The organism is Microbacterium sp. ZW T5_45 (genome assembly GCF_044987415.1).
In the GTDB taxonomy this organism is placed as follows: domain Bacteria; phylum Actinomycetota; class Actinomycetes; order Actinomycetales; family Microbacteriaceae; genus Microbacterium.
Map to the genome: position 1 here is coordinate 25,254 of NZ_JBJDRJ010000002.1, position 13,776 is coordinate 39,029.

Below are 13,776 nucleotides of genomic sequence, written 5' to 3' on the forward strand. Positions count from 1 at the left end.
TCGGCCCCCGAAGTGAACGGCGCTACAGGCGTGGCCGCAGAAGTTGAGCGTCAGCTCTGACGGGTTCCCGCAAGCCCGCCGGCAGGCTCAGGAACCCGGGTGGGTCGCTGAGCCCGCCGAAGGGTCAGATCTCGGTCGAGTTCTCCCACAGGTCGATGGCGTCGCCCTTCTCGGCGGTGATCTCGTCGATCTCGGCGAGCTCCTCGGCCGTGAACGAGGTGTTGCCGAGCGCCGCGAGGTTCTCGTCGAGCTGCGCGATCGACGAGGCGCCGATCAGCACCGAGGTCACGTTGCGGTCGCGCAGCAGCCACGCGATCGCGAACTGCGCGAGCGACTGACCGCGGCGCTGGGCGATCTCGTTGAGCGCGCGTACGCGCGACAGGTTCGCCTCCGACAGGTGGTTCTCGTTGAACGAGTACCGGTTCGACGCGTGGCCGGCCTTCGGGTCGTCGAGGAACTTGCTCGTGAGCAGGCCCTGAGCGAGCGGCGTGAACGCGATGAGACCGAGGCCCTGCTCGTCGAGCGTCTCGAACAACTCCTGCTCGACCCAGCGGTTGAGCAGGTTGTACGAGGGCTGGTGGATGATCAGCGGCGTGCCGAGGTCGCGGGCGATCTCCTGTGCCTTGCGCGTGCGCTCTGCCGAGTACGACGACAGGCCCACATACAGCGCACGGCCCGAGCGGACGATCGCGTCGAGCGCGCCGATGGTCTCCTCGAGCGGGGTGTGCGGGTCGACCCGGTGCGAGTAGAAGATGTCGACGTAGTCGGTGCGCAGGCGCTCGAGCGACTCGTCGAGGCTGTTGAACAGGTACTTGCGCGAGCCGTAGTCGCCGTAGGGACCGGGCCAGTGCGACCAGCCGGCCTTGGTCGAGACGACGAGCTCGCTGCGGTACGGCTTGAGGTCGCGGTGCAGCAGGCGCCCGAAGTTCTCCTCGGCCGAGCCGTTGGGCGGGCCGTAGTTGTTCGCCAGGTCGAAGTGCGTGATGCCCTTGTCGAACGCGTGCCGGATGATCTCGCGCTGCGTCTGGAACGGACGGTCGTCGCCGAAGTTCCACCACAGCCCGAGTGAGATCGGCGGCAGCAGCAGACCCGAGTTGCCGACACGGCGGTACGAGAGGTGCTGGTAGCGGTCGGCATCCGCCGCATACGGACGGTGGATGTCGGGAACGGGCTTGTCGAAGCGGATCTCGAACTCGGACACGGAGGACCTCCTGATTCAGCGGGCTGCACGGCCCGTGTTCACGGTAGTCGTCAGGGCGATGAGCGCGCCGGGATGTTGAGATCTGTGACGGGCGTTCGCTGGTCGGTCGCGCGACGGATCGCGGACGGAGTGACGGATCGCGGATGCTTTCGCGCAGAGCATCCGAGAATCGTCAGGTGTTCCGGGAACCGTCGGCGCCGGGATGTTGAGATCTGTGACGGGCGTTTCGTCTCGTCGCTGCGCTTCTCGCTCAACGACCGGGCTCTCGTCGCTGCGCTTCTCGCCCAGCGACCGGGCTCCGGTCGGTGGGCGGACGAGGCTCAGCCGAGCTCGTGCAGCCTGGTCCAGAAGTGCTGCAGGCCGTGCTCGGTGAGCGTGCTGGATGCGCCGAGCGTCTCGAAGAGTGCTCGCACCGCCTCGCGTGACAGTGCCGAGAGCCCGGCGGCGACGAGTACCGCATCGGCATCGGATGCCGTGCCCTCCTCGGCTCCGCGCACGAGCGAGTCGACTGCGGCCGTGGCGACGGCGCTGCGTGCGTCGGCATCCGCCAGCACTCGCAGGAACTGCGGATCGTCGGCCGCCCGCTCGGTGTTGCCGTGCTGCTGGCGACGCGTGCGCGCGGCGGTCTGCGCGGCGCCGGTCGCGGTGACCTCGGCGATCAGTTCGGCGTGCGCCACCGCCGTCCCGAACGGTCCGTCCGTCCAGGGGCTGCCGAGCGTGGTGAGCCGATCGCGGACGGCGGAGGTGTCGACGGTCATGAATCTCCAGACACGGGCGGATCATAGGCGAAGCTCCGACTGTATCGAACAGGTTCCTGCAACGGCGTCATGCGCGTTAACACTCGGCCGCTCGTCCGCGCCGCGCTGGCTACGCTGGCTGCATGACCTCCCGTCCGTTCGGCTCCCTGGATTGGGCGCGGAGAACCCCCGGTGTTCCGGAGCTCCTCGACGAGATCCGCCAGGCGAGCATCGCCGATGCCCCCGAGCTCCCGAAGAGCTTCTTCACCCGCCTCGCCGCCGCCGGCTTCGGCCGCATCCGCGTGCCCGTCGCCGAAGGTGGCCTTGGCGGTGACGTGCTCGACCTGCTCGACGCCTTCGTCGCGATCGCCGCGGCCGACTCGAACCTCGCGCAGAGCTGGCGCACGCACGTGCTCGCGACCGAGCGCCACGTGAAGAGTCCGGCCGGACCGCTCCGCGACCGCTGGATCTCCCGCGTCGCGGCCGGCGCGATCATCGGCGGCGGCTGGACCGAGGCCGACGGCTCGGGCCCCAGCGTCTTCACCACCCGCCTGTCGACCGAGACGGGCGTGCCGAGGCTCACCGGTCGCAAGTTCTACTCCACCGGCAGCCGCTACGCCGACTGGCTCGAGTACAGCGCGGTCGACGACGCGGGCGAGCTCGTGATCGCGGCGTTGAAGACGGATGCCGCCGGCGTCACGCTGCTCGACGACTGGACCGGCTTCGGCCAGCGCGCCACCGCGAGCGGCACCACCGTGCTCGACGGCGCCGAGGTCGACCCCGGCGACGTCGCCCCCTGGGGCACGCAGCACCTCGGCACCCCCGGTTGGCAGCAGCTCATGCTGCTGGGTGTGCTCGTCGGCATCGGCGAAGCGACCCGTGCGACCGCCGCCGACCTCATCGACCTCATCGACCGCGCGCACGGCGGTTCGCCGATCCTCGTGCTCGAGGGATACGGGCGCATCAGCGCGCTCGCAGCATCCGCACGTTCGTCGCTGGGCGAGATCGGCCGGCTCACCGAGATCGCGCACCAGGCGATCATGGCCGGAGATGCGGATGCCGAGGACATCGCCGACGACGCCGTGAACGCCGTCTTCCAGGCGCAGGCCGTCATCGTCGAGCAGGTCATCGAGGCCGCCGACCGGCTGATGGCGCTGCCCGCGCTGCTCGACGACCCCGCCGAGACGCAGAACCTGCGACTCGGACTGCGGCTCGACCGCTTCTGGAGGAACGCCCAGACCGTGTCGACGCACAACCCGGTGCTGCATCGTCTGCGCGCGATCGCTGACCGTGAGATGTACGCGATCGACCGCATCGCCGAACCCGCCGAGAGGGAGGCCGCTGTCGCACAGGCGATCGCCGACGGCATCCGTCCGCTCACCGTCGTGCGCATCGATGCGGCGCTCGCCGGTCGTCTCACCGCCGATCCTCGGGTGCTCGACGAGGTGGCCGCCGCCTTCCACGGCCGGGAGCAGGTGCTCATCCAGTTCGACGACGAAAAGGGTTCGTACTTCGACGCCGCCGTCGCGATCGCCACCCTGCTGCACCGGCTGCCGACGGCGTGGTTCGCGATCGGCACGCGCGATCTCGGCGACACCGGACACCCCTACAACCTGGCCCGGCGCATCGCCTCGCTCGAGCAGCTCTCGGGCGGGCGCACGGCCTGGGTGCTGGCAGACGGCGATGTCGAGACGGATGCCGAGCGCGACCGCATCCGCGTCGCCCAGCAGCTGCTGCGCACCTGGCCGCAGGAGAGCATCGCGGCGCGCCACGACGCCCCGCACTTCGCGCAGACCGAGCAGATCCGCCGGATCAACGCCGAGGGCGCATACCCGACGGCCGGTCCGCTGAACGTGCCGAGCAGCCCGCAGCACCTGCCCGTCTTCGTGTCATCGCGCAGCTTCCACGACGTGCACCGCTATGTCGACCTGCTCGTCCGCGGCGACTCGTGGGTGCTGCCGTTTGCGGATGCCGCAGGCCACGCGCTCGCGTCGAGCCGCACGGCATCCGATGTCGAGGGGCTGCTCGCGATCGCCGCGTCGCTGCCCTCGGCGCCGGAACGCACGCCGCAGACACTCCGCGAGCGGCTGCGGCTGCCTGCACCGGCACTGTACGAGCTCCCCGGAGCATCCGCCCGCTTCGAGCGCGGCAGCGACACGGAGGCATCATGACCGACGACAACCGCCTGCTCACGGTCAACATCAACGTCCTCGGCGTCGGCCAGCGTCCGGCCGCCTGGCGCGATCCCGAAAACCGGACCGACGCGATCGTCGACCTCGCCCACTGGCAGAACGTCGCCCGCATCGCCGAGCGCGGGCTCGTCGACGGCATCTTCCTCGCCGACCGACCCGCGATCACCGACCCGCGCAGCCGTCCGGTGCAGTATCTCGACCCGAGCGTCCTCGTGCCCGCGATGGCCGCCGCGACCGAGTACCTCGGCTTCGTGGCGACCGCGTCGACCACGCTGAACGAGCCCGTCGAGCTCGCGCGCCGCCTGTGGGCGCTGCACACCGCGACGCAGGGGCGGTTCGCCTGGAACGCCGTGACCAGCTGGGACGTCGAGGCCGTTCGGAACTTCGGTATCACCGAGGTGCCCGCGCGCGAGGTGCGGTACGCCCGCGCCGAGGAGTTCGTGACGGTCATCAAGCGCTTGTGGGAGACCGCCGGCACGTCGGACGTGGTCGATCACGACGGCTCGTTCTCGGTTCATGCCGGTCTGGGCATGGAGCGCCTCGTGGCGGATCGGCCCGCGATCGTGCAAGCCGGTGGATCGGAGCCGGGTTGGCGTCTGGCAGGTCTCGTCGCGGACGGCGTGTACTCGGTCGACCATGACCCGGTGTCGGCGGCGGAGCATCGCCAGAAGATCCGCGGGTACGCGGTTGAGGCGGGGCGTTCTGCGGATGACGTGCGGGTGTTCCCCGGTCTCGCCGTGGTGATCGGCAGCACCGAGCAGGAGGCGTGGGACCGCTTCGACCACTGGGAGCACCTTGCTCCGGCGACGTACAGCCTCAACGAGCTGTCGAAGGCTCTCGGCGCGGACTTCTCCGGGCTGGATCTCGACGGGCAGGTGCCGGAGAGCATCCTCGTCGAGGCCGAGCAGCAGGATGCCGGCTGGTCCGCCGCGTATCGACGTGTGCTGATCGAGCGCATCCGTGCCGACCGGCCGACCATCCGGCGGCTGCTGCGCGACTTCGGCGGCTACGGTCAGCGGTTCCTCGCCGGCACGCCCGAGCAGATCGCCGACACGATGGAGGAGTGGTTCCGCGCGGGTTCTGCCGACGGCTTCAACATCATGCTCGACCTGTTCCCCTCGGGGCTCGAGGACTTCGTCGATCACGTCGTGCCCGAGCTGCAGCGCCGCGGGATCTTCCGCCGCGAGTACGGTCAGGGCGGCATCCTGGAGCGCTTCCGCCGTCCGTGATCACGGTCGGCCCGCTCGGCGGGCCGCTGCGTGCGTCGCAGTGCGGAGGAGATCTGCGGTGCGGAGGGCGGATGCTGAGCAGGAGACCTCCGTTGTGCAGAAGTCCTCCGTTGTGCGGGCCCTTCGTCTCGCGAAGACCCGCACTGAGCGAGCGTCAGCGAGCCGAAGTGTCGCTCAGGGGCCGGGGCGTCAGACCTGGTCGAACCGGCCCGCACCGGCGAAGGCCGGAGTCCCCTCGGCGAACGGCTGGGACGCGCCGAGACCGAACGCGGCGCGCGCGCCGACAGCGGGACCCCGATCCGACAGTGCGACGGCCGATCCCCACACCGGCACCGAGACCGTGTCGAGCACGACGTCCACGCCCGGTGAGAGCACGGCATCCGACGACAGCAGCACGGTGACGGGCTTGTCGGACACGTCGACGGGAACCGTGAGCGGGCCGCCGATCGTCGGGAACTCCGGGTCGGCGATGCGCACGATGCGCGAGTCGTCGACATAGACTCCCGCGTCGGCATCCCCGACGATCGCATCCAGAGGCCACGTCTCGAACAGACGCGAGATCAGCGCGAGCTCATCCGCAGACGACCCCGCCAGCCCCACGCGACGCCCGTGCAGATTCGTCAGCGTCGCGATCGTCCGCGCGAGATTGATCGGATGCTGACGCCACCCGATGATCGGCACGATGACGACCCGGCGGGTGATCGCGAGCAGAGCGGATGCCGCAGCGGTACGGTCCGGGGCGACACCGTCGAGAGCACCGAGCAGCAGCACATCGGCCGCGGCATCCAGCTCGGCTCCGAGTCGTGCCCGCGCCTCGCGTCCGCTTCCGGCGCGCACCGCGAAGGCCGCCAGCGTCGCATCGTCCACACGCAGGATCGTGGTCATCGGCGGGCCTCCCTCATGAATGCGGTGAACGGCGAGTCCCCGGGATCCGCGAGCAGACCACGCGAGCGCAGCACCGGCGTGACGTGCTCCGCGAACTCGCGCAGCCCCCACGGGTTGGTGTCGAACAGCAGGTTGAAGCCGTCGGCCGCCCCGGCATCCACCCAATCCGTCATGATGTCGACGAGCCGCTCCGGCGAGCCGACGAACAACTGGTGCCCGAACCCGGCGAAGTACCGCAGCAGCTCGCGCACCGTGAGGTTGCCGGCCGCGCCGTATGCGGCGATCGCCTTGCGGAAGCCGATCGGCGCGGCGGACGGGTCGCCCGACAATCGCTGGATCTCGCCCTCGGCGGGCGCATCGAGGTCGAGCCGAGAGGCGTCGATGCCGAACATGCCTGTGAAGCGCTTGAGCACATACCCCTCGGGGCTGCGCTCGTGGATCGTCTGGAAGCGGCGCTCGGCCTCTTCCTCGGTCGATCCGACGACGAGATGGATGCCGGGCAGCACCAGGGGAGCGGGGCGTCCGAGCTCCGCTGCGCGGCGCCGCAGGTCGGCCGCGTTCTCGGCGGCCGTCTCCTTCACGGTCTCGGCCGCGAACACGGCCTCCGCGCTCTCGGCCGCGAGCTGGCGGCCGCGCGGCGAGCCGCCCGCCTGCACGATGAGAGGGGCGACGTCGGGCAGCAGTGCCCGGATCGCCGGGTCGACACCCAGTTCGGAACGCGGGATGCTCGCCCCGAAGAGGTCGCCGTCGTGCACGTAGTCGGTGTCGTCGCGCACCGCATCGACGAAGGCGCTGTATGCGGCGACGAACTCCTCGGCGCGGGCGTAGCGGTCCTCACGACCCGGCTCCTCGGTGTAGCCGAAATCGGTGAGCGCGGGTCCGGTGACGCCGGTGACGACGTTCCAGCCGAAGCGCGAGCCGCTGAAGGCGCTCACCGTCAGCAGCCGGCGGGCCAGCTCGACGGGGTCGTTCGTACTCGTCGACACCGTGGAGATGATGCCGAGGTGCTCGGTCTCGGCGGCGACGGTCGACAGTGCGGCGAGCGGCTCGTTGAGACGGCTCGGCCGGATCGCCGGATTCGATGCGAGACCGGGGGTGTCGGCGAGGAAGATCGCGTGCATCCCGGCATCCTCGGCGGTGCGCGCCGCGTCGCGCCAGAACTCGGCCTCGAACACGCGCAGCGCGCTCTCTCCCGGAGCCCGCCAGGCGCCGGCATCCGTCCCGTAGTCGTAGACGTTCGCGCCGAGCACGAGGGGGCGGGTCATCCGGCATCCTTCCGTGAGTCGATGCGGCCGGTGCCGACGTACCAGATCTCCGGCAGGTCGGCACCGAGCAGCGCGCGCTCGCCGAGCGCGCGGGCCTTGAGGTGCACCGGGTTGTGGTTGCTGAGCGTGCGGGCGTTGCGCCAGTGCCGGTCGAGCGCGAGGCGGCCGTCGACGAGCGATCCGCCGCCGAGGTCGAACACGCTCTGGGCCGCCTGCAGCACGAGTGCGGGAACCGTGATCTGGGCACGGGTCACCGCGAGGTGTCCCTCCCCGGTCTGTTCGTCGAGCGGACGATCGAGGTCGGCACCGAGCAGTGCGGCGGCCGCGCGCACCGAAGCGACGACGGCCTGCGCGAGACCGTCGAGCGTACCGATGCGCTCCTGCAGCTGCGGATCCTCAGCAGGGACGGCGGTCGAGGCATGACTGAAGTTGCGGGTGCGCGAGCGCAGCCAGGCGATCGCATCGTCTCGGGTGCGCAGCGCGATGCCCGCGAGAGTCGCGAGGTGCGTGAGCTGCAGCACCGCGTCGAGGTTGCCGAGGCGATCGGCGCGCGAGCCCTCGCCTACGCGCACATCGGCCGGGTCGACCACGACGTCGGTGAACTCGGCGGTACCGGAGGTCGTGAGTCGCTGGCCCACGCCGTCCCAGTCGTCGTGCAGCACGACACCCTCGGCATCCGCCCGCACGCGCGCCACGAGGTGCCGGCCGTCCTCGTCCGAGACGAGAACCGAGATCCAGTCGGCGTAGCCGGTGCCGGTCGCATAGGCCTTGCGACCGTTCACGCGCAGGGTGCCGTCGGAGGCGGTGCGGATGCTCGTGCCGACGGTGCCGATCGCCCCCTGGCCGCCCTCGGTCGTGGCTCCGGCGAAGAGACGCCCTGCCGCGATCTCCGCGGTGGCGGAATCGGCTTCGCCGCGGGCGATCGCCCGGGCTGCGCGATCGCTCGTCGTGAAGTGGGTGCGCAGGCTCTGGGTGACGTTCGAGTCGGCGCGGGCCAGGAGGATCTGCAGGTCGACGAGCTGCGCGTATGTGAACCCGGCGCCACCCGCCTCGACGGGCAGGCGTGCGGCGGTCAGCCCGAGGGCGGCGAGTTCGCGGACGTCGGCCCGCAGGCCGCGCTCGGCATCGCCGTCGTGGTCGCGCGCGGGGGCGGACGCGGCGATCCGGGCGATGACCTCGTCGATCGCCTCGGCGTTCGGCAGGTCGTATCCGATGTGGCGCACCGAGGTGACGGCCAGCAGATCCTCCAGCATCCGTCAGCCCTGCTCGCCGTCGACGCCGGACGGAATCGAGCCGGCGACGCCGGACGGGCCCGAGTTCGGCCAGTTCGCGGGCGCTGTTCGTCCGGCCGGGTCGAGCGCCGGGCGCGTGCGGCCGTAGGCGAGCGCGTGCACGAAGCGACGGCGGAACTCGGTGAGGTCGAACGACGTCACCGCTCGCGTCGAGGCGCCCTCCGGGGTGCCCCACACGAGCGGCAGTCCGTCGCTCGTCAGGGCCACCCGCGTGGCCAGCGAGCCGGCCGCGGGGGTGAAGTCGACCGGGCCCTCGATCCAGCCGGTGATGATCTCCGGACGGTGCAGGATCACCGACGAGAGACCGTCGTGGGCGGCCGAGATCCGGCGTCCCCACTTGTACTGGTAGAAGTCGTTGTAGGCGTCGAGGATCGTGCCGGCGAAGTGCGCTGCAGGCAGGTCGGAGCCGAGCAGCAGGGCGGTCACGTCCTCCTCGAGCAGAGCCTGCGAGGTGACGTTCACGCCGACCATGATGACGTTGCCGTTGTTCACGGCGCCGAACACCTTCTCGGCCGCTGCGCGGTCGTTGTTCGTGTTCGCGTCGGTGACGGTCGGGGTGCCGGGGGCGGGGTAGGGGCCCGCGCCGCCCATGATCACGACCGAGCGGAACTTCAGGAACAGTTCCGGATCCTTCTCCAGCGCGAGCGCGATGTTCGTCAGCGGCCCGAGCGGGTGCAGGTCGATCTGGCCGGGGTGCTCGTTCGCGATGCGCACGAGGTAGTCGGCGGCCGACTCCTGCTCGAGAGTCGGCTCCGGGCGCTCGAATCCGCGGTCGCCGAGTCCGTCGTGCCCGTGCACGAACCACGCGATCGACGGGTCGCCATCGAGCGGATGCGAGGCGCCGAGGTAGATCGGGATGCCGGTGGCGTCGGCCACGTCGAGGACGTAGGCGACGTTGCGCGCCGAGTCGTCGACAGAGCAGTTGCCGTAGATCGTCGTGATGCCGACGATCTCGACATCGGGCTGCGCGAGCAGGTACAGCAGCGAGTGGGCGTCATCGATCCCGGTGTCGGTGTCGACGATGATCCACTGCTTCTCCGGGGCGAACTCGGGAGCAGGCATGCGACCGGATCCGCTCAGTGCTGGTGGGGTTCGGCGAGCTTGAACGCCAGGCGTCCGTGCGCGAAGCCTCCGCCGGCGCGGATCGCGGTGGCCACCCAGGCGGCCTCGGCGAGCTCGGCTTCGTCGGCGCCCGCGGCGACGGCCTTCTGCGAGTGCGCGTCGATGCAGTAGACGCACTGGGTCGTGATGCCGACCGCGAGCGCGATGAGCTCGCGGTACTTCAGCGGGATCGCGCGCTTGTCGTCGGAGGCGAAGACGGCGCTGTCGAACGCGGCGAACGCCTGGAGGATGTCGGGAGTCTGCTCCTTGTAGACCTTCGTGTAGGTCTTGTCCGCTTCACGGTCGAAGTAGTCGCTCATGCTCTGCTCTCTGATGTCGGGTTCCGGGGCGCGCCGACAGGCGTGCGGGAAGGAGGGTCTACCGCGACGCTAGAACGAGCGGTGGCGGGGCGCATCTCGGAACGCAACACGAGGTCATGCAGGGTCATGAGCGGCGTGGTCTCCCGCCGCGCCGCGTCAGTCGTCGTCCTCGTCGTCGCGCAGGCGCTGGGGTCCCGCACCCTGACTGCTCAGCGCGTCGTCGGGGTTGAGCAGCCCGCACGCCTTCATCGACAGGCATCCGCAGCCGATGCATCCGGTGAGTTCGCGCTCGAGTCGTTCGATGCCCTCGCGCCGCTTCTCCAGCATCCGCTTCCAGCGACGCGATGCGCGCTGCCAGTCCTCGTGGCTGGGCGTCTCGGTGAGCGGCACGTCGGCGAACGCCTCCTGCACATCGGAGAGCGGGATGCCGAGACGCTTCGCGACCGTGACGAGCGAGACGCGCCGCAGCATGTGGCGGGCGTAGCGGCGCTGGTTGCCCGCCGTGCGGGTCGAGGCGATCAGGCCGAGCTTCTCGTAGAAGTGCAGTGCCGAGACCGCGACGCCCGTTCGTCTGCTCATCTCTCCGACCGTCATCGGCTCGTCCGGCGCATGCACGGTGCGGTCGGAACCTGCTCGTGTGTCCACCTATGACCTCCCGGATTTGACCTCAAGCATACTTGAGGTTTTAACGTTGATCACGTGACCTCGACAGCAGCACCCCTCGGGAGGAGCATCGGATGACGTACGTGATCGCTCTTCCGTGCGTGGATGTCAAGGATCGTGCCTGCATCGACGAGTGCCCCGTTGACTGCATCTATGAGGGTGAGCGTTCGCTGTACATACATCCGGACGAGTGCGTCGACTGCGGTGCGTGCGAGCCGGTGTGTCCCGTCGAGGCGATCTACTACGAGGACGACCTGCCCGATGAATGGCAGGACTACTACAAGGCCAACGTCGAGTTCTTCGACGAGATCGGCTCCCCCGGAGGAGCCGCGAAGCTGGGCGTGATCGCACACGACCATCCCCTGATCTCCGGACTCCCGCCCCAGGAGGCGCCCCATGACTGAATCCCCCACTCCCGTGGCCGCCGCGCCTGCACCTGTGGCATCCGAGGTCGGCGAAGGCCTCAAAGCCGCCTTCCGCACCCACCCGGCCGGCGTCGCGATCATCACGGCGTCCAGCCCGGAGGGGCCCGTCGGGCTCACAGCATCCAGCGTGGCATCCGTCGCGGTCGATCCCGCCGCGATCGTGTTCTCCGTCACGCGCGCGACCGGGAGCGCCGGGGCGATCCTCGCCGCCGACACCTTCGTCGTGCACCTGATCGACGACGAGCACTCCGCGCTGGCCCAGAGCTTCGCGGTGAGCGGAGCCGATCGATTCACCGATGATCAGGGCTGGGGCGTGCTGCCGACCGGCGAGCCGTACCTCGCCGAGGCGCGCGTCGCGATGCGCTGCCACCCGATGACGACCGTCGCGGTCGGCTCCTCGACCGTCGTGATCGCCGAGGTCGACGAGGTGCTGCTCGGCCGTCCCGGTCGGCCGCTGGTCTACGTCGACCGTCAGTTCCACGCTCTCCCGCACGACCAGAACCACTGAACCTTCGAACCACCGAACCACCGAACCATCGAAAGGAAGGAAGCGCATGTCCGCTCCGTACACCCTCCCCGAGCTGCCGTACGACTACTCGGCACTCGCTCCGCACATCTCCGGCAAGATCATGGAGCTGCACCACTCGAAGCACCACCAGGCCTACGTGACCGGTGCGAACACCGCTCTCGAGCAGCTCGCCGCGGCGCGCGGTGCCGGTGACCTCGTCGCCGTGAACAAGCTCGAGAAGGACCTCGCGTTCAACCTCGGCGGCCACACCAACCACTCCGTGTTCTGGGAGAACCTGTCGCCCGACGGCGGCGGCAACCCCGAGGGCGAGCTCGAGGCGGCGCTCGCCGACGAGTTCGGCTCGATCGACGCGTTCCGTGCGCACTTCACCGCCACGGCGCTCGGCGTGCAGGGCTCGGGCTGGGCCGTGCTGGCCTGGGACTCGATCGGTGCCCGCCCCGTGATCTTCCAGCTGTTCGACCAGCAGGGCAACGCGCCGCTCGGCGTCATCCCGCTGCTGCAGCTCGACGTCTGGGAGCACGCGTACTACCTCGACTACCTCAACGTCCGCGCCGACTACGTGAAGGCGTTCTGGGAACTCGTGAACTGGCCCGACGTGCAGCGCCGCTTCGCCAAGGCGCAGGAGGCCACGGCCGGCCTCATCGTCGCCGCGCGCTGATCGCACCTTCTCGACGCCCGTCCCCGGGATTCCGGGGACGGGCGTCGTGCGTTGTCGAGGCTTTTCGGACGATCGCATGCTCTTCAGACGATTCTGTGCTGTGCGTCCGATTCGGGTGCAGTCGTCCGATTGCGTTGATGCGTCAGGGGCGGTGAGAGGGGTGCCGGTTCGGCGGTGGATGTCATGTTCTGCGGCCTGGTCGGGGGAATGGGGCCGCAGAAGGTGGGAATGGCCGCAGAGGTCGCGGCTCGCGGAAGGCCCGATCAGATCTGCGGGCCGGTGGACTTCCGCACCTTCAGCTCGACGGGCAGGGACGAGCGGATGCCGTCGGGCGCGGCATCCGTCAGCTTCGCGAGCACCGCTTCGGCCGCCCGCTCGCCCTGCGCATGCGGGAACTGGTCGACCGTCGTCAGGCCGAAGAACTCGCCGAGCTCGTGGCCGTCGATGCCGATGATCGACAGCTGTTCGGGCACGCGGATGCCGAGATCGCGGGCGGCGAGCAGCGCACCCATCGCCATCTCGTCGGATGCCGCGAGCAGGGCGGTCGGCCTGTCGGGGCGATCGAGGAGGGCGAGGGCGGCCCTGTGACCGCCCTCGATCGTGAAGTCCGCCGGCTCCACGAGACGCGGATCGAATGCGATACCTGCAGAAGCCAGTGCGGACTCGAAACCCCGGCGGCGGTGCGTCGGCACGAGGAAGTCGGTGTCGAACGCCGGGCCCGCACCGATGTAGGCGATGTCGCGGTGGCCGAGGCTGATCAGATGCTCGGCGGCGAGCCGCGCCACGGCCGCTTCGTCGACCATGAGCGTGTCGAGGCGCGGGTGGGGCCCGCCGATCGCGACGACGGGGAGGTCGAGGTCGAGGAGCTGCTGGGTCTCATCCTCATCGAGCTTCGTCGAGACGGCGATCACGCCGTCGACGGCTTGGCGTCGGAGGAAGTCACCGAAGACCTGGCGGCGCACCTCGCGGTCGGGGGTGATGTTGTAGAGCGTTATGTCGTACCCCGCGCGCATCATGGCAGAGGACACCCCGGAGAGGACGGTGCTGAAGAACCAGCGATCCAGATAGGGAACGATCACGCCGATGTTGCGAGTGCGCCCTGACGCGAGGCTCGACGCATGGGCGGAGACCACGTAGCCGAGAGCGTGCGCAGCCTCGCGCACACGCTCGCGGGTCGTGGGGGAGACGACGCCTCGGCCGGAGAGCGCGCGCGACACGGTCGCGGTGGACACGCCTGCCTGCCGGGCTACGTCATCGATGCTGGCCATGAGTTCTCTCC

The 13,776-nt window shown here is 69.9% G+C and carries 14 protein-coding genes; 5 read left to right on the forward strand and 9 right to left on the reverse strand.

What is annotated here, in order from left to right; translation table 11 throughout:
- Nucleotides 1–124 precede the first annotated feature (124 nt).
- Both mgrA and ACI3KS_RS01160 read right to left on the reverse strand, forming a co-directional pair.
- Nucleotides 125–1,201 carry an L-glyceraldehyde 3-phosphate reductase gene (mgrA, locus tag ACI3KS_RS01155; RefSeq protein WP_404914345.1) on the reverse strand — a complete coding sequence of 359 codons (1,077 nt, stop codon included), beginning with the start codon at nt 1,199–1,201 and terminating at the stop codon, nt 125–127.
- 320 nt (nt 1,202–1,521) lie between these two features.
- Nucleotides 1,522–1,959, reverse strand: a complete 438-nt coding sequence (locus ACI3KS_RS01160; RefSeq protein WP_404914347.1) for a hypothetical protein — start codon at nt 1,957–1,959, stop codon at nt 1,522–1,524.
- Between the two features lie 122 nt (nt 1,960–2,081).
- On the opposite strand from ACI3KS_RS01160, the gene ACI3KS_RS01165 reads away from it, so the two are divergent.
- Nucleotides 2,082–4,109, forward strand: coding sequence for a hypothetical protein (locus tag ACI3KS_RS01165; protein ID WP_404914349.1), 2,028 nt, complete (start codon nt 2,082–2,084; stop codon nt 4,107–4,109).
- On the forward strand, nt 4,106–5,359 hold the full coding sequence (locus ACI3KS_RS01170) for an LLM class flavin-dependent oxidoreductase (RefSeq protein ID WP_404914351.1): 1,254 nt from the start codon (nt 4,106–4,108) through the stop codon (nt 5,357–5,359). Before ACI3KS_RS01165 ends, ACI3KS_RS01170 begins: the two co-directional genes overlap by 4 nt.
- Nucleotides 5,360–5,548: 189 nt before the next feature.
- Here ACI3KS_RS01170 and ACI3KS_RS01175 read toward each other — a convergent pair whose 3' ends face one another.
- The 6 genes from ACI3KS_RS01175 to soxR form a co-directional block, all read right to left on the reverse strand.
- The gene (locus ACI3KS_RS01175) at nt 5,549–6,244 is read right to left on the reverse strand and encodes a hypothetical protein (RefSeq protein ID WP_404914353.1); all 696 of its coding nucleotides are present in this window, start codon (nt 6,242–6,244) and stop codon (nt 5,549–5,551) included.
- Nucleotides 6,241–7,509 (reverse strand): LLM class flavin-dependent oxidoreductase, encoded by a 1,269-nt coding sequence (locus ACI3KS_RS01180; RefSeq protein ID WP_404914355.1) that lies wholly within the window; start codon nt 7,507–7,509, stop codon nt 6,241–6,243. Before ACI3KS_RS01180 ends, ACI3KS_RS01175 begins: the two co-directional genes overlap by 4 nt.
- The gene (locus ACI3KS_RS01185; protein ID WP_404914357.1) at nt 7,506–8,762 is read right to left on the reverse strand and encodes a hypothetical protein; all 1,257 of its coding nucleotides are present in this window, start codon (nt 8,760–8,762) and stop codon (nt 7,506–7,508) included. Before ACI3KS_RS01185 ends, ACI3KS_RS01180 begins: the two co-directional genes overlap by 4 nt.
- Nucleotides 8,763–8,765: 3 nt before the next feature.
- Entirely contained in the window at nt 8,766–9,863 is a 1,098-nt protein-coding gene (locus ACI3KS_RS01190; protein ID WP_404914359.1) for a nucleoside hydrolase, read from the reverse strand.
- Between the two features lie 14 nt (nt 9,864–9,877).
- Complete coding sequence (locus tag ACI3KS_RS01195; protein WP_404914361.1) at nt 9,878–10,222, reverse strand: carboxymuconolactone decarboxylase family protein; 345 nt, start codon at nt 10,220–10,222, stop codon at nt 9,878–9,880.
- A gap of 156 nt (nt 10,223–10,378) precedes the next feature.
- Entirely contained in the window at nt 10,379–10,816 is a 438-nt protein-coding gene (gene soxR, locus ACI3KS_RS01200) for a redox-sensitive transcriptional activator SoxR (RefSeq protein WP_404914591.1), read from the reverse strand.
- Between the two features lie 143 nt (nt 10,817–10,959).
- Between soxR and fdxA the strand changes: the two genes are divergently transcribed.
- From fdxA to ACI3KS_RS01215, 3 genes are read left to right on the forward strand one after another with little or no spacing between them, the layout of a single operon-like run.
- Nucleotides 10,960–11,289 carry a ferredoxin gene (fdxA, locus tag ACI3KS_RS01205; protein WP_404914363.1) on the forward strand — a complete coding sequence of 110 codons (330 nt, stop codon included), beginning with the start codon at nt 10,960–10,962 and terminating at the stop codon, nt 11,287–11,289.
- Nucleotides 11,282–11,818 carry a flavin reductase family protein gene (locus ACI3KS_RS01210; protein ID WP_404914365.1) on the forward strand — a complete coding sequence of 179 codons (537 nt, stop codon included), beginning with the start codon at nt 11,282–11,284 and terminating at the stop codon, nt 11,816–11,818. The genes fdxA and ACI3KS_RS01210 overlap by 8 nt, the downstream gene beginning before the upstream one ends.
- A 46-nt stretch (nt 11,819–11,864) precedes the next feature.
- Nucleotides 11,865–12,497, forward strand: a complete 633-nt coding sequence (locus ACI3KS_RS01215; RefSeq protein WP_404914367.1) for a superoxide dismutase — start codon at nt 11,865–11,867, stop codon at nt 12,495–12,497.
- A 263-nt stretch (nt 12,498–12,760) separates the two neighbouring features.
- On the opposite strand, the gene ACI3KS_RS01220 is transcribed toward ACI3KS_RS01215, so the two are convergent.
- The gene (locus ACI3KS_RS01220) at nt 12,761–13,765 is read right to left on the reverse strand and encodes a LacI family DNA-binding transcriptional regulator (RefSeq protein WP_404914369.1); all 1,005 of its coding nucleotides are present in this window, start codon (nt 13,763–13,765) and stop codon (nt 12,761–12,763) included.
- Nucleotides 13,766–13,776: the final 11 nt, after the last annotated feature.

What these genes read in the sequence shown, in the direction of transcription:
- ACI3KS_RS01170 (WP_404914351.1), top strand. Translation starts at nt 4,106, where the DNA reads ATGACCGACGACAACCGCCTGCTCACGGTCAACATCAACGTCCTCGGC.
- fdxA (WP_404914363.1), top strand. Translation starts at nt 10,960, where the DNA reads ATGACGTACGTGATCGCTCTTCCGTGCGTGGATGTCAAGGATCGTGCC.
- ACI3KS_RS01215 (WP_404914367.1), top strand. Translation starts at nt 11,865, where the DNA reads ATGTCCGCTCCGTACACCCTCCCCGAGCTGCCGTACGACTACTCGGCA.
- ACI3KS_RS01180 (WP_404914355.1), bottom strand. Translation starts at nt 7,509, where the DNA reads ATGACCCGCCCCCTCGTGCTCGGCGCGAACGTCTACGACTACGGGACG.
- soxR (WP_404914591.1), bottom strand. Translation starts at nt 10,816, where the DNA reads ATGACGGTCGGAGAGATGAGCAGACGAACGGGCGTCGCGGTCTCGGCA.
- ACI3KS_RS01190 (WP_404914359.1), bottom strand. Translation starts at nt 9,863, where the DNA reads ATGCCTGCTCCCGAGTTCGCCCCGGAGAAGCAGTGGATCATCGTCGAC.
- ACI3KS_RS01220 (WP_404914369.1), bottom strand. Translation starts at nt 13,765, where the DNA reads ATGGCCAGCATCGATGACGTAGCCCGGCAGGCAGGCGTGTCCACCGCG.
- ACI3KS_RS01210 (WP_404914365.1), top strand. Translation starts at nt 11,282, where the DNA reads ATGACTGAATCCCCCACTCCCGTGGCCGCCGCGCCTGCACCTGTGGCA.
- ACI3KS_RS01175 (WP_404914353.1), bottom strand. Translation starts at nt 6,244, where the DNA reads ATGACCACGATCCTGCGTGTGGACGATGCGACGCTGGCGGCCTTCGCG.
- ACI3KS_RS01195 (WP_404914361.1), bottom strand. Translation starts at nt 10,222, where the DNA reads ATGAGCGACTACTTCGACCGTGAAGCGGACAAGACCTACACGAAGGTC.
- ACI3KS_RS01165 (WP_404914349.1), top strand. Translation starts at nt 2,082, where the DNA reads ATGACCTCCCGTCCGTTCGGCTCCCTGGATTGGGCGCGGAGAACCCCC.
- ACI3KS_RS01160 (WP_404914347.1), bottom strand. Translation starts at nt 1,959, where the DNA reads ATGACCGTCGACACCTCCGCCGTCCGCGATCGGCTCACCACGCTCGGC.
- ACI3KS_RS01185 (WP_404914357.1), bottom strand. Translation starts at nt 8,762, where the DNA reads ATGCTGGAGGATCTGCTGGCCGTCACCTCGGTGCGCCACATCGGATAC.